11 protein-coding genes are annotated in these 12,651 nt (G+C 66.2%); 7 read left to right on the forward strand and 4 right to left on the reverse strand.

Annotated features, from left to right (window positions below):
* Window positions 1–116: 116 nt before the first annotated feature.
* Both ACQ4MJ_RS23725 and ACQ4MJ_RS23730 read right to left on the reverse strand, forming a co-directional pair.
* Window positions 117–2,243: a sensor histidine kinase gene (locus ACQ4MJ_RS23725; protein WP_431151045.1), complete on the reverse strand. Its 2,127-nt coding sequence runs from the start codon at window positions 2,241–2,243 to the stop codon at window positions 117–119.
* Window positions 2,243–2,941: a response regulator transcription factor gene (locus tag ACQ4MJ_RS23730; RefSeq protein WP_431151044.1), complete on the reverse strand. Its 699-nt coding sequence runs from the start codon at window positions 2,939–2,941 to the stop codon at window positions 2,243–2,245. Before ACQ4MJ_RS23730 ends, ACQ4MJ_RS23725 begins: the two co-directional genes overlap by 1 nt.
* A 229-nt stretch (window positions 2,942–3,170) precedes the next feature.
* Here ACQ4MJ_RS23730 and ACQ4MJ_RS23735 point away from each other — a divergent pair, with 229 nt between their 5' ends.
* The 3 genes from ACQ4MJ_RS23735 to gph all read left to right on the forward strand — a co-directional run bounded on the left by ACQ4MJ_RS23735 (window position 3,171) and on the right by gph (window position 6,846).
* On the forward strand, window positions 3,171–4,529 hold the full coding sequence (locus ACQ4MJ_RS23735; RefSeq protein ID WP_431151043.1) for an SPFH domain-containing protein: 1,359 nt from the start codon (window positions 3,171–3,173) through the stop codon (window positions 4,527–4,529).
* Between the two features lie 2 nt (window positions 4,530–4,531).
* Entirely contained in the window at window positions 4,532–6,055 is a 1,524-nt protein-coding gene (locus ACQ4MJ_RS23740; RefSeq protein ID WP_431151041.1) for a hypothetical protein, read from the forward strand.
* A gap of 80 nt (window positions 6,056–6,135) precedes the next feature.
* Window positions 6,136–6,846 carry a phosphoglycolate phosphatase gene (gph, locus tag ACQ4MJ_RS23745; RefSeq protein ID WP_431173682.1) on the forward strand — a complete coding sequence of 237 codons (711 nt, stop codon included), beginning with the start codon at window positions 6,136–6,138 and terminating at the stop codon, window positions 6,844–6,846.
* Window positions 6,847–6,853: 7 nt separating this feature from the next.
* On the opposite strand, the gene ACQ4MJ_RS23750 is transcribed toward gph, so the two are convergent.
* Together ACQ4MJ_RS23750 and ACQ4MJ_RS23755 are read right to left on the reverse strand one after the other, a co-directional pair.
* Window positions 6,854–8,503, reverse strand: coding sequence for a methyl-accepting chemotaxis protein (locus ACQ4MJ_RS23750; RefSeq protein ID WP_431151038.1), 1,650 nt, complete (start codon window positions 8,501–8,503; stop codon window positions 6,854–6,856).
* A 263-nt stretch (window positions 8,504–8,766) separates the two neighbouring features.
* Complete coding sequence (locus ACQ4MJ_RS23755) at window positions 8,767–9,354, reverse strand: chalcone isomerase family protein (protein WP_055395601.1); 588 nt, start codon at window positions 9,352–9,354, stop codon at window positions 8,767–8,769.
* A 361-nt stretch (window positions 9,355–9,715) separates the two neighbouring features.
* Between ACQ4MJ_RS23755 and trpE the strand changes: the two genes are divergently transcribed.
* Genes trpE through ACQ4MJ_RS23775 form a run of 4 tightly spaced genes read left to right on the forward strand, consistent with a single transcriptional unit; the run spans window position 9,716 to window position 12,643 of the window.
* Window positions 9,716–11,215 carry an anthranilate synthase component I gene (trpE, locus tag ACQ4MJ_RS23760; protein ID WP_431151036.1) on the forward strand — a complete coding sequence of 500 codons (1,500 nt, stop codon included), beginning with the start codon at window positions 9,716–9,718 and terminating at the stop codon, window positions 11,213–11,215.
* Window positions 11,212–11,559 carry a chorismate mutase gene (locus ACQ4MJ_RS23765; RefSeq protein ID WP_431151034.1) on the forward strand — a complete coding sequence of 116 codons (348 nt, stop codon included), beginning with the start codon at window positions 11,212–11,214 and terminating at the stop codon, window positions 11,557–11,559. The genes trpE and ACQ4MJ_RS23765 overlap by 4 nt, the downstream gene beginning before the upstream one ends.
* Window positions 11,556–12,140 carry an anthranilate synthase component II gene (locus tag ACQ4MJ_RS23770; RefSeq protein ID WP_431151032.1) on the forward strand — a complete coding sequence of 195 codons (585 nt, stop codon included), beginning with the start codon at window positions 11,556–11,558 and terminating at the stop codon, window positions 12,138–12,140. The genes ACQ4MJ_RS23765 and ACQ4MJ_RS23770 overlap by 4 nt, the downstream gene beginning before the upstream one ends.
* Window positions 12,137–12,643, forward strand: a complete 507-nt coding sequence (locus tag ACQ4MJ_RS23775; protein ID WP_431151031.1) for a DinB family protein — start codon at window positions 12,137–12,139, stop codon at window positions 12,641–12,643. The genes ACQ4MJ_RS23770 and ACQ4MJ_RS23775 overlap by 4 nt, the downstream gene beginning before the upstream one ends.
* Window positions 12,644–12,651: the final 8 nt, after the last annotated feature.

Genomic DNA, 12,651 nt, shown 5'->3' on the forward strand with positions numbered 1-12,651 from the left:
GGGGCAATCGCAGACGGTGGTCTGAACGTATGCCTGCAGGGTAGGCCCCCCTGCGGCGCGCCCCTGTCGGACAGTGCCGCCCCCTGCCGTGCGCGGGGCGCGCGTTTCGGGCCGGGTCAGCCCAGGCGCTGAAAGGTCAGCACGAAGGCCACGCCGTCGGCCGTATTGCGCGCGTTGATCGTGCCACCCATCTTGGCCATGTAGGTCTTGGCCACGAACAGGCCCTGGCCCCGGTGCCCGCTCTCGCCGTCGGGCATTGGAAGGCTGGGGTCGGACACCCCCAGCTCAAAGATGCGCCCCAGCAGATCCTCGGCAATGGTGACACCCTGGTTGCGCAGCGTGGCGCTGGCAGTCGACTCGGAGGCCGCCAGCGTCAGCGTGATGTGCGTGCCCGGCGGGCGGTAGCGGTCGGCATTACGCAGGATATGGGTCACCACGTCTTCCAATGCAAATTCGTCCGCCCGAACGATGACCGGGCCCGCCCCTCCTTCATAGACCACGTTGTCGATGCCTGCAAAGTGCGCGTTGTTGGCCACGTGGTGCAGGAAGGCATCCAGGTCCAGTCGACCTTGCGGCACGTCGGCCGCCTGCAACGCCTCCGCGGGGGAGGCCGTGCCATACAGCACATGCACGGCCTGCTGCATGCGCTGGATGTAGCGGTGGCCCGGGTCGTCGGCGCTGCCGTGCAGCACCATGAGCGATTGCAAAGGGGACATGATCTCGTGCCCCACGGCATGCCACATGTCGCGCTCCTGCTGGGCGCGCAACTGTTCGCGCTGGATATCGTCCTTCACACGCTGGAGCAGGTCGGCCAGGCCGCCAGCCAGAATACCCAGCTCGTCCGACCCGCGCAGGTCCGACACGTCCAGGTCGCCCAGGCGGGGGCCGATGTGCCCGTCCTGCACGTTGTACGAAACCGCTGCCGCGCGGCGGGTGAGGGCGGTCACGCGGCGGATGAGGCCCACCTCCACCACCAGCCAGGCCAGCGCGATGGCCGCGAGCATGGCGCCCAGGTACCACGACATGCGGGTGGCCACGGCGGCAAGGCCCTGCTCCACGCCGCGCAGGTTGCTGGTAAAGGTGACGGCATAGTTGCCCGCCGGGGTGTCCAGAATGTCGAGGCCGGCCGGTACCGGCTGCGCCTGATGATCGCCAGCGGCTTGCCACTCCAGCGGCAGCCAGCTGATAAGGCGTAGCAGCCAGGGCGCCGACGGGTCTGCCTGCACTTCGGAACCCTTGAGCGTGATCGCTTCGCTGTCGCTCGTGCCCAGCTTGCGGATCTGCACCTGTTCGCCGGGCAGCAGGGTGCGCGCCACCTCCGCCAGCGAAGCCGCAGCCTGGGCACCGGGGGCATTGCTGTCGAACAGCGCCGCGCCCGTGCCAGGCGCCAGCATTTCCACCCGCACGCGCATGTTGCCAAGATCCTGTGGCGGCCAGACCAGGCGCTGCTTGTCAAACAGCGCTTCGCGGAACAGCTCCACCGGCAGGCGGATGGAGTAGAAGGTGCGGCGCAGGCAATCGGGCACGGCGCCCGCCAGATCCCGGCACTGGCCGTTCTGCCAGAGCCAGCCGCGAAAATCTCGCACTGGCCGCGCCCGGGCATCCAGGGACTCTTCTCCGCTGTCCACGAATCCTGTCAGGCGGCCCCGGGTGCTGATCGTGCCCTGGGGTGGCAGTGCTTCAAAAGGCGCCACCCAGCGGTAGGTAGCGCCGCGCATGTCCAGCGTGATGCGGGCGCGGTGCACGGCCTGCACATCCAGTGCGCCACGTTCGCGGGGCACCAGCTCGCCCGCGTAGAAGCTGCCCACCAGGTAGATGAAGCCCCCGGCATAGGGGTTGTTGCCGATGGCCGCGCAGACCGACGAACCGTCGGGGTACTGCACCGCGCAGCCCGCCATTTCCACGGCCTGTTGGGCCTTGTTTTGGTCGTCGAAATCTAGCGCCGCATAGGGCAGCAGCAGGGGCGCCAGCGGCGCGGGGGCGGCGCCACGGTTGCCCGCATTGAGCAAGGCCAGCTGCCCAGAGGGGTGGCGCAGACGGGCCATGACCTCGGACTGGCTGCGCGCGAAGCCGTGCTGGTAGCTCTGCCAGCCACGCTCCTTTTCTTCCTTGAGCAGCACCACGCTCAGCGCGACGGTGGCCAGTGCCAGTAGCACAAACACGCTGCGCACCAGAATCCGCAACCGGAAGGCGGGCAGGCCCAGGCGGGGCATTTCCAGCGCGGGGTGGCGGAGCAGACGCATCACTTGCCTGTCCAGCGAAAGCCGCGCATGGGTACGTTCTCGATGCCTTCGAAGGCGGGGTCCACCTCGCGCAGGGCCTCGCGGATGGTGCTGACGTGCTTGCGCACGTTGTCGCGGTTGCGCCCGCTTTTCACCACCTCAAAAAGTTCGTCGTACGACACCACCTCGCCACTGCGCTGGTGCAGCGTGGCCAGGATGCGCTGGGCCGTCAGCGGCAGGTTGATGCGCTCGCCGCGCCAGGTGGGGGAGCGCTGCCACAGCGGGTCCAGCACCAGCGCATCGCCCACCGGGGCGGGTGCTGCGCGGGTCGGAGTCTGTGCCTGCGTGGTGCGCAGGATGTCGAGAAAGGTCTCGATGAAGTCGGCCTCCTCGAACGTGGTCTTTTGCAGGTAGTCCCACGCGTCCAGCGCCTTCATGATGCTGCGGTAGATGGCCGCAGGCATGGCCGACACCACCAGCACCGGTGTGCCCTGGCGGCGCTTGTTGATGGCGTTGATGAGCGCCACGCCCGCATGGCGCTCACGGCCCAGTTCGATGTCAAGGACCACGGCGTCGTAGTGCTCGCGCGCCAGGGCGGCTTCGGCGTCGTCGCGCGTGAACCACTGGTCAATCACGATGCCGCTCTTCGCACTGGCAATCCAGCCCGCCAGCTGGTTGCTGGTGGGCAGGTCGTCTTCGATCACGGCAATGCGGGTCATGGGCGGGGCGCGGAGTAAGGGTGCGTCGATTATCCGGGGCGCCTTGCTTGCCCGGTGTGAAGGTTTCTTCCGGGCCCGGAGGGTTTGTGCGGTGGTTGTGAGGGCTTTGGGGCGCGCGATGTGTTGTTGCTTCCGGGGTGAAACCGAAGAATCAGTCCCCAATGAGCAGCCCGGTGAGGCCGCTCAGAAGCAGACAACAAATCACACCCTACCGAGAGAGAGAAACACCATGAAAACCGCCTGGAACCGCATCGTACAAGCCCTGCGTGGCCGCGATGCCGCCCCCCGCCCGCTGGACGCCAGCGGCGAATGGCCGCAAGACGCGGCACCTTCGCAGACGGAAGCTGCCATGCCAGCATCCGCAGACGTGGACGCTGGGCGCATCCACTGGGCGTACCTGCTGCCCACGGCCAGCACGGTGCGCTGGATGGTGGCCGGTGCCGTGGTGGTCGGTGCAGGGGGCCTTGTGCTTCGCCACCCGCCGGTGCAGCAGCTGGGCCAGGGGGAGCTGGCGGTCCGCATGAACCAGTTCACCGGTTCGGTGAGCCAGTGGCGTGATGGCAGCATGTGGGTGGTTCCGGGCCTGCACAGCGTGCGCATCTTCTCTCTGCGGGACCAGAGCTACCGCCCTGAAGCCATGCGCCAGGCCAATGGCAGCGCACCCTTGCAATCGGTGGAAGGACTGTCGTTCGGGCTTGACCTGAGCGTGCGCTACGCACTCGATCCGTCCTCCGAAACCGTCAAGGCTGGCCGCCTGCCCGATGATGTGGACGCCGACATCGTGGCACCTGCCGTGCAGGGGTTGGTCTACAAGGTGTTTGCCCGCTACACCGTGCGTGAAATTTTCTCGTCCAAGCGTGCCGAGATCGCACAAATCATCGAGACCGAACTGCGCACGCGCCTGGCCGCCGATGGCGTGCTGCTGCGCCACGTGCAGATCGGCAAGGTGGACCTGCCCGCCGAGTACCGCCGCGGCATGGACAGCCTGCTGGCCGAGGAACTGGCTTCCGAGAAGATGCGCTACACGCTGGAGCTGAAAGACAAGCGTGTGAAGGAGACCGAACTCGACGCCAATGCCGACAAGGTGCGCCGCGAGGTGGCTGCTGAAGCTGCGGCCCGCGAGCAGGTGATCGCCGCCCGCGCCCAGGAAGAGGCGATGAAACATGTGCTGCCCTTCAAGCAGCGCCAGATCGAGCAGCGCCAGCTGGAGGCCGAGGCCGAAAAGGTATCCCGCATCAAGGCCGCCGAGGGCAGCGCCCAGGCCCGCCGCATCGAAGCCAACGGCGAGGCGGATGCCCGCCAGAAGCTGGCTGAGGCCGAGGCCTACCGCATGGACCGCATTGGCAAGGTGAACGCCGAGCAGATGGCGCGCGAAGGAGCGCTGGTCACCAAACATCCGCTGCTCATCCAAAAGACGCTGGCCGACAAGCTCTCCGACAAGATCCAGGTCATCATCGCGCCGCCTCCGACCAACGGTGATTTCATCGGCGCGGCGCTGCTGGGCGGCAACCGCAATGCGCAAGCCGGTGTTGTACAGGCTGCGGGCGTGGCCGACGACGCCTCCACCCCCCAGGCTACGGAGCAATGAACATGAATCTCACGACCTTGACCTTCGTCGCGGCGGTCGCCAGCGCTGCAGTCACGGTGGCCTCTGCCGCCGTGCCTCCTGCTTCGGCCAATGCCCTGGGCCGTGCCATCGTGGTGCAGGACCAGGCCAGCCTGCGTGCCGCGCCGCGCGATGGCGCCCAGCAGCAGGCCAGCCTGTGGCAGGGCGAGGTGCTGGAGGTGCGCGGCGAGCGCCTGGATTACCTGCAGGTGTGGGACCACAAGCGTGAGCGCGGCGGTTTCATCCGCGCCAGCGATGTGCGCCGCGTGGCACTGACCGAGGCCGAAGGCCCCGCGTTGCTGGCTGTGCTGCGTTTCATGCAAGACACGCCGGGTGCTGAGGCGCTGGGGATTGGCCTCACCGCCGCGTACCTGCAGGCGGCTCCCGGCCAGCTGCTGGCGGGTGTCGAGGGCGCGCAGGCTTTTGATGCGCTGGGCACGTTCGCCGACCGGCTTGCACGTCGCGCCTCGGTGGCCGTGCCGGGCAAGGCCTCGGGGGCCACGCTGTCGGCCCACCTGGATGTGGCCAATGGCTACGGCGTGCGCTTTGCCACTTACGAGGTGGAGGGCCGCATGCAGGTTTGCTATGAAGGCGAAGCCTTTCGCCGCGTGCTGGCCATGCCGGTGGCCGATGCCGCCCAGCGCGCCCGCGCCGCCCTGGCGCTGACGCGGCCAGAGTGCATCAACCCCGACCTGCCAGCCCACGAACGCGCCAAGGTGCACGCCTGGCAGGTCGATGTGCTCGAGCGTGTGGACGTTGCCGGCTTGCCGCCCTACCTGCGCAACCGCGTGCAGATGCGCCGCGCCAGCGTGTGGGGCGCCACGGCTTTCGAGCAGGCGCGCAAGAATGTTGCAGATCCAGCGGTGGCTGCCGCTGCTGCGCGCGCGCTGACCGAGTTCGCCGGCGTGAGCAAGGCCGACCTGCCCGACGAGGACCAAAGCGCCTACAACGATGCGGCCATGCGGGTGAGTGCGGTGCGCTGGGCACTGGTGCCCACTACCGCGCCAGCGGCCCCGTCCAAAGCAGCCCGCCCGACCCTGGTGACCGAGCCCGGCGCTCCCGGTGAAACCTGTGTGCTGCTGGTGGATGCCCAGCACACGGCCCAGGCCCCGCTGCTGCGCCGTTGCACCTATGGCGTGGTCTGGTCTGCGTCGGCCAGCACCAACCGCGAAGGCACGGCGGTCGCCTTGGCCGTGCAACCCCTGGAAGGCTGGCGCGAGCTGTGGGTGCTGCGCAAGACCGAAGGCGGCTGGCTCGCCGATGTGCTGCCGCCAGCGGCCACCACGCCAGAAACCGGCGTGGCCGAGTGGGCCGGATGGGTGCCTGGCGGCCAGCAGATGCTGGTGGCACGCGAGGCGCGCGGCCAGGGGCGCTACCGCAAGAGCTTTGAGGTGGTGCGGTTGGACGGCCTGACCACTGAGCGGGTCACGGGCGATGTAGCAGCGCTGCCTTTGTTCCAGCGTTGGCAAGACCCTGCGTGGAAGCGGCAGACGCTGAGCTTGCGCTGAATGCAGGGTGGGCGGGAGGAAGAAGGCTTCATCGGTTCCTTAAACTTGGGCAACTTTTTCCTCTTCCGTCTTTCTGCCTTATGTCCCACGCCGCCGACCCCATGTTGTCTTCTCTGCTGTCCCGTGTAGATGCCGTCATCGTGGACCTGGACGGCACCATGGTGGACACCATGGGGGATTTCAACGAGGCGATCAATCGCATGCTCCGTGAGCTGGCCCTGCCGGCCATCGAGGCCCTGCACATCGAACACATGGTGGGCAAAGGCTCGGAGCATTTGCTGCGATCAGTGCTAAAAAACGTGCTAGCGCTTGATGGTATTGCGCAAGATGCTATAAAAATCGAAGCGTACTATCCTGCGGCCTGGGCCAGCTACCAGCGCCACTACCTGGACATCAACGGCCAGTTTGCAGGGGTTTACCGGGGTGTAGAGGACGGTCTGAAGGCGCTGCGTGCCCGGGGGCTGCGCCTGGCCTGCCTGACCAACAAACCCACGGACTTTGCGCTGCCGCTTCTGAAGTCCAAGGGCCTCGATGGGTATTTCGAGAAAGTGTTTGGCGGTGACGCCTTCGAGCGCAAGAAGCCCGATCCTCTGCCCCTCCTCAAGACCTGCGAAGCGCTGGGCACTGCCCCCGCGCGCACGCTGATGCTGGGCGATTCCAGCAACGACGCGCAGGCTGCCCGCGCTGCCGGGTGCCCCGTGGTGCTGGTCACCTACGGCTACAACCACGGCGCGCCCGTTCGGGCCGTGGATGCCGACGGTTTTGTGGATTCGCTGGCGCAGCTGACCTGAGCCGATCTCAGGCGGGTAACTGGCGTGGCGCCACGGCGCGGTAGTCGAGCCGCGATGCGCTGATGCTGCTGCCGCGCACGGGGGTGGGCGTTGCATCGCCGTGGCGGGTGGCGTTGGCTGAGAGGCGGAAGACCGCCACCGCATCCACCAGCTGCCCCGCCTGTGTCTTGAGGCTGTCGGCCGCTGCTGCGCTTTGCTCTACCAGGGCCGCGTTCTGCTGCGTGGCCTGGTCCATCTGCGTGATGGCTTCGCCCACCTGCGAGACACCCTGACTCTGTTCGCTGCTGGCTGCGCTGATCTCGCCCATGATCTCCGTCACGCGGCGGATCGATGCAACCACTTCGCTCATGGTGGCGCCGGCCTTGTCCACCAGGGCTGTGCCGCGCTCCACGCGCTCCACGCTGGTGCCGATCAGGCCCTTGATCTCCTTGGCGGCTTCAGCGCTGCGTCCAGCGAGGCTGCGCACTTCCCCGGCCACCACGGCAAAGCCGCGCCCCTGTTCGCCCGCGCGCGCAGCCTCCACGGCAGCATTCAGGGCCAGGATGTTGGTCTGGAAGGCGATGCCGTCGATGACGCTGATGATGTCGGCGATCTTGCGGCTGCTGTCGTTGATGCCCTTCATGGTCTCGACCACTTCGGCCACCACATCGCCTCCCTGTTGGGCCACGGTGGATGCGCTCATGGCGAGCTGATTGGCCGTGCGCGCGTTGTCGGCGTTCTGGCGCACCGTGGAGCCAAGTTCTTCCATGGATGCGGCGGTCTGCTGCAAGGCTGAGGCTTGCTGTTCCGTGCGTGCCGAGAGGTCATTGTTGCCGGAAGCAATTTCGACGCTGGCGGTGGCCACGCCTTCTGCGTTGTGGCGCACATTGCCGACGATGGTGGCCAGGCGCGATTGCATGGTGGCCAGCGCCTGCAGCAGTTGGCCGGTTTCGTCATTGCCGCTGGCTTCGATGGGGTGGGTCAGGTCGCCATCGGCAATGCTCTCCGCCGCCTGCTTGCCCCGCTGCACAGGTTGCACGATGGAGCGTGTGACGGTGAAGGCCAATAGTGCCCCCAGTGCCACGGCTATCAGTGTGCCCACGCCCAGCAACACCTGGCTGGCCTTGGCCAGCGTGCTGGTGTCGCCCTGGCTGTCGGCCAGCTGCGCGGCCATGGCAGTGCGCAGGTCGTCGAGGGATTGGAGGTACTTGTCCGCCAGAGGGCGCAAGTCCTTGTCCACCAGCGTGGGCACATTGGGCTCGCCGCCACGGTGCAGTTCGCGGATCTCGGCGAGTTTGTCGTTGTAGGCCTTGCTGGCGGCGGCAATGGTGGCCAGTTGCGCACGGTTCTTGTCTCCCTGTACCAGGCCTTCGATGCGCTGGACCTTGCCCTCGATGCCTTTGGCTGTGGCCTGCGTGTCGGCCGTGAGCTTTTCCATGTAGTCGCGGTCAATGGCCTTGAGGAAGGCCTCGGTGCGCACCCAGTTCAGGCGGATGTCTGACGCCCAGTTCTCCACCAGGGTCTGCTGCTCGATCTCCTGGGTGGCCACGCGTTCGCTGGCGCCTTGCAGGCTCGCGATGCGCCACATGCCGGTGGCGGCAATCAACGCGGTGATGAGCAGGATGGCACCGAACGACGCGCCCAGGCGCAGGCCGACGGAAAGGTTGCTGAGTTTCATGGTGGGGTCTGGCGCAAAAAGGTATCTGGGGGCAGAAAATTGGGGGCGTTACAGACGGCTCGTTGCGGGGCGCGGGTAGCGCGAAAATCTCGGTTCAGGCCGTGGCATCAGTGACTGCGGGGTGCGCGCAGCAAGAGGCCGTTGTTTCATCAGTGAGGGGCGGGTGTGCTCGTTGGTCCAAAGGCTACTCCCGAGTAGGGAGCGCGTCTGTCGGGCGCGGGACAGCCCCGGGCGGAAGTGCCTCGGGGTTTGTCCCAGGGGGGTTACGCAGGCTTGCCCAGAAGGGCGTCCTTGAGCTTCCAGTCGGCGGGCACATTGCCCAGCCAGATGCCCAGCAGCGCGTTGAAGAACTCCGGCTCCTTGAAAGGCTCGCCCTGGGGCTTGCCCTTGACCGTGATCACCGTGCCGGTACCTGGTATCCAGTCGATCATGAACTGGTCGCCCGCCTGCAGCTTCTTGTGGTCCGAGAAGATCTGGCTCATGCGCAGCACGCCCGGGATGAGCTTGGAGAACGCTGCGCGGTCCATGTTGTCCTCCATGCCGCGCGAGAACAGCTTGCCCAGCTCGGTGGAGTCGATCTCGCGCAGCATGGTGATGCTCATGCGCTTGGGGCCCTTCAGGGCCATGATTTCAGCGGGAGTCGAGGCCTTCTTTTCAAGGTACAGGCCTGCGGTGTACACCTTAAACACGGCCTTGTAGCGAACCCCTGCGCCATTGAGCTGAAGGCTGCTGCCACTCAGGCTGCTCGTCTCTTCATACTTGACGTCGGCCACGGTGATGGGCTGGGCAATAGCACCGGCCGCCAACAGGCAGGCCACGGCTGCTGCGGCACATCGCTGGAGAAACTTCATGCGCAACTCCTAAAAAAGAACGGTCGTTCGTTTCAAATTGTTGCAGTGCTCCTGCCGGGCCGCAACAGGGTTTTCGAGTGGTTGTGCGATCTCGCCTTGAGAGTCGTCAACTCAGGCCCTGAAAAAAGCTTTGCTACACTTTGGCCCATGTTCATTCACCACGTGTTCATCACAGGTTGCAGCGACCGGGGAGCCTGGCCCTGGCGTCAGCCTGTCGCTTTGAACGCCTGATGGCACCTGGGCAGCAGCCCCAGCGTGCACCCGTGGCCTCCACCCCGATGCGGTGAGGCCGATTGAATGGACCGCAGCGCCCCTTTTTCATTGACAGGGACACGCGCTGCGACAGCTGGGAGCCCTCCCCGTGATCACAGAACTTGAATTCAAAAGCCTGGCCAGCGAAGGCTACAACCGCATTCCGCTCATGGTCGAGGCCTTTGCGGACCTGGAAACCCCCCTCTCGCTCTACCTGAAGCTGGCGCACACCAAGGACGGCGGCAAGCACAGCTTCCTGCTCGAATCCGTGGTGGGCGGCGAGCGCTTCGGGCGCTACAGCTTCATTGGCCTGCCCGCCCGCACCCTGCTGCGGGCCAGCGGCTTTGGGGCGCAGGCCAAAACCGAGGTCGTGACGGACGGCCAGGTGGTCGAAACCGCCCAGGGCAATCCGCTCGACTTCATTGAGGCATACCAAAAGCGGTTCAAGGTGGCGCTGCGCCCCGGCCTGCCGCGCTTTTGTGGCGGCCTAGCGGGCTACTTTGGCTACGACGCGGTGCGCTACATCGAAAAGAAGCTGGAGACCACCTGCCCGCCCGACACCCTGGGGTGCCCCGACATCCTGTTGCTGCAGTGCGAAGAACTGGCGGTCATCGACAACCTTTCGGGCAAGCTCTACCTCATCGTCTACGCCGACCCTGCCCAGCCTGAGGCCTACACCCGCGCCAAGAAGCGCCTGCGTGAGCTGAAAGAGCAGCTCAAGTATTCGGTGAGTGCCCCCGTGGTCAAGGCCACCGAAAGCCACCCCGCTCAGCGCGACTTTGCCAAGGCCGACTACCTGGCCGCAGTGCACCGCGCCAAGGAGCTGATTGCTGCGGGCGACTTCATGCAGGTGCAGGTGGGCCAGCGCATCCACAAGCGCTACACCGAAAGCCCGCTGAGCCTGTACCGCGCGCTGCGTTCGCTGAACCCGTCGCCGTACATGTACTTCTACGACTTTGGCGACTTCCATGTGGTGGGTGCCAGCCCCGAGATCCTGGTGCGCCAGGAGAAGACCGACGAGGGCACCAAAGTCACCATCCGCCCCCTGGCGGGCACCCGCCCGCGTGGCGCCACGCCCGAGAAGGACAAGGCCACCGAGGTCGAGCTCATCAACGATCCCAAGGAACGCGCCGAACACGTGATGCTGATCGACCTGGCGCGCAACGACATCGGCCGCATCGCCAAGACCGGCACCGTGAAGGTGACCGAAGCCTTTGCGGTGGAGCGCTACAGCCACGTAATGCACATCGTGAGCAACGTGGAGGGCATCCTGCACGATGGCATGACCAGCATGGATGTGCTCAAGGCGACCTTCCCGGCCGGTACGCTCACCGGCGCGCCCAAGGTGCACGCCATGGAACTCATCGACCAGCTCGAACCCACCAAGCGCGGCCTGTATGGCGGCGCCTGCGGCTACCTCAGCTACGCGGGCGACATGGACGTGGCCATTGCGATCCGCACTGGCATCATCAAAAACGGCACGCTCTACGTGCAGGCGGCTGCCGGTGTGGTGGCCGATTCGGTGCCCGAGCTGGAATGGAAAGAGACCGAGCACAAGGCCCGCGCTCTGCTGCGCGCCGCCGAACTGGTTGAGGAGGGCCTGGAATGACGATCCGTGACCCCAAGGCCATCGCCAAAGTGAAGGCCTGCACCACCATGCAGGACGTGCGCCGCGAAGTGAACGCGCTGGACGACGTGCTGGTGCCCCTGCTGGTGGAGCGCGTGGGCTACATGACCCAGGCCGCCCGCATCAAGCAAGGCGTGGAACAGGTGCGCGACGAAGCCCGCATCCAGGCCATCGTGGACCGCGTGCGCGAGCGCGCACAGGCCGAAGGTGGCGATGCCGACGTGATCGAAGCCATCTACCGCAGCCTCATGGAAGCCTGCATTGCCTATGAACACCGCGAGTTCGCCCGCCTGCGCGAGCCCGCCACTGCCGGGAGCGCCGCATGAAACTCTTGATGGTCGATAACTACGACAGCTTCACCTACAACATCGTCCAGTACTTTGGTGAACTGGGTGCCGAGGTCGAGGTGTTTCGTAACGACGAGATCACCGTGGCCGAGATCGAGGCGCGCCTCGCCGCCGGGCAGCTCGACCGCCTGGTCATCTCGCCCGGCCCGTGCTCGCCCGCCGAGGCCGGCATCTCGGTCGCCGCGATCCAGCACTTTGCGGGCAAGCTGCCCATCCTGGGCGTGTGCCTGGGCCACCAGAGCATCGGTGCGGCGTTCGGCGGCACCATCGTCCGCGCGCAGGAGCTGATGCACGGCAAGACCAGCGTCATCACCACCACACAAAAGGGCGTGTTCGCGGGGTTGCCGGAGAAGTTCACGGTCAACCGCTACCACTCGCTGGCCATCGAGCGCGCCACCTGCCCCGAGGTGCTGGAGGTGACGGCCTGGACGGAGGATGGCGAGATCATGGGCGTGCGCCACAAGACATTGCCGATCGAAGGCGTGCAGTTCCACCCCGAAAGCATCCTCACCGAACACGGCCACGCCATGCTCAAGAACTTTCTGGAGCAGCGCGCATGACGGCCTCTCAGGGCCTGGCCCAGCTCTTTCAGTACAAGCGTTGGGCCAACCAGGAACTGCTGGCACTGGGCGCGGCATCGCAAGGCGCGCTGCCTGCCGACGACTACCGTCTGTTTGTGCGCATCCTGAACCACACCTATGTGGTGGACCGCATCTTTGCCAGCCACCTGCAGGGCCTGCCCCAGACCACCTATCAGGCCACCAACACCGATGCAACGCCGGAGCTGGCCACCCTGAGCGATGCCGTGCGCGCGTCGGACGACTGGTATATGCAGTACGTGGGCGGGCTGGATGATGCGCAACTGGCCGAGCCCGTGGCGTTCCGCTTCACCGACGGCGACACCGGGCGCATGTCGCGCAGCGAGATACTGAACCACCTCGTCGTGCATGGCACGTACCACCGGGGGGCGGCGGGGCGCATCCTGGCCGCGCATGCGGTGCAGCCTCCGCGCGATTCGCTGACGACCTTCCTGCACCGCCTGGAACCTGACCGACGCTGGTAGACACACCC

This window comes from Acidovorax facilis, from assembly GCF_050626955.1.
Lineage (GTDB): Bacteria > Pseudomonadota > Gammaproteobacteria > Burkholderiales > Burkholderiaceae_C > Acidovorax > Acidovorax facilis.

Excerpts from the sequence above, each read along its gene's own strand:
- ACQ4MJ_RS23725 (WP_431151045.1), bottom strand. The coding sequence starts at position 2,243 with ATGCGTCTGCTCCGCCACCCCGCGCTGGAAATGCCCCGCCTGGGCCTG.
- ACQ4MJ_RS23730 (WP_431151044.1), bottom strand. The coding sequence starts at position 2,941 with ATGACCCGCATTGCCGTGATCGAAGACGACCTGCCCACCAGCAACCAG.
- ACQ4MJ_RS23735 (WP_431151043.1), top strand. The coding sequence starts at position 3,171 with ATGAAAACCGCCTGGAACCGCATCGTACAAGCCCTGCGTGGCCGCGAT.
- ACQ4MJ_RS23740 (WP_431151041.1), top strand. The coding sequence starts at position 4,532 with ATGAATCTCACGACCTTGACCTTCGTCGCGGCGGTCGCCAGCGCTGCA.
- gph (WP_431173682.1), top strand. The coding sequence starts at position 6,136 with ATGTCCCACGCCGCCGACCCCATGTTGTCTTCTCTGCTGTCCCGTGTA.
- ACQ4MJ_RS23750 (WP_431151038.1), bottom strand. The coding sequence starts at position 8,503 with ATGAAACTCAGCAACCTTTCCGTCGGCCTGCGCCTGGGCGCGTCGTTC.
- ACQ4MJ_RS23755 (WP_055395601.1), bottom strand. The coding sequence starts at position 9,354 with ATGAAGTTTCTCCAGCGATGTGCCGCAGCAGCCGTGGCCTGCCTGTTG.
- ACQ4MJ_RS23765 (WP_431151034.1), top strand. The coding sequence starts at position 11,212 with ATGACGATCCGTGACCCCAAGGCCATCGCCAAAGTGAAGGCCTGCACC.
- ACQ4MJ_RS23770 (WP_431151032.1), top strand. The coding sequence starts at position 11,556 with ATGAAACTCTTGATGGTCGATAACTACGACAGCTTCACCTACAACATC.
- ACQ4MJ_RS23775 (WP_431151031.1), top strand. The coding sequence starts at position 12,137 with ATGACGGCCTCTCAGGGCCTGGCCCAGCTCTTTCAGTACAAGCGTTGG.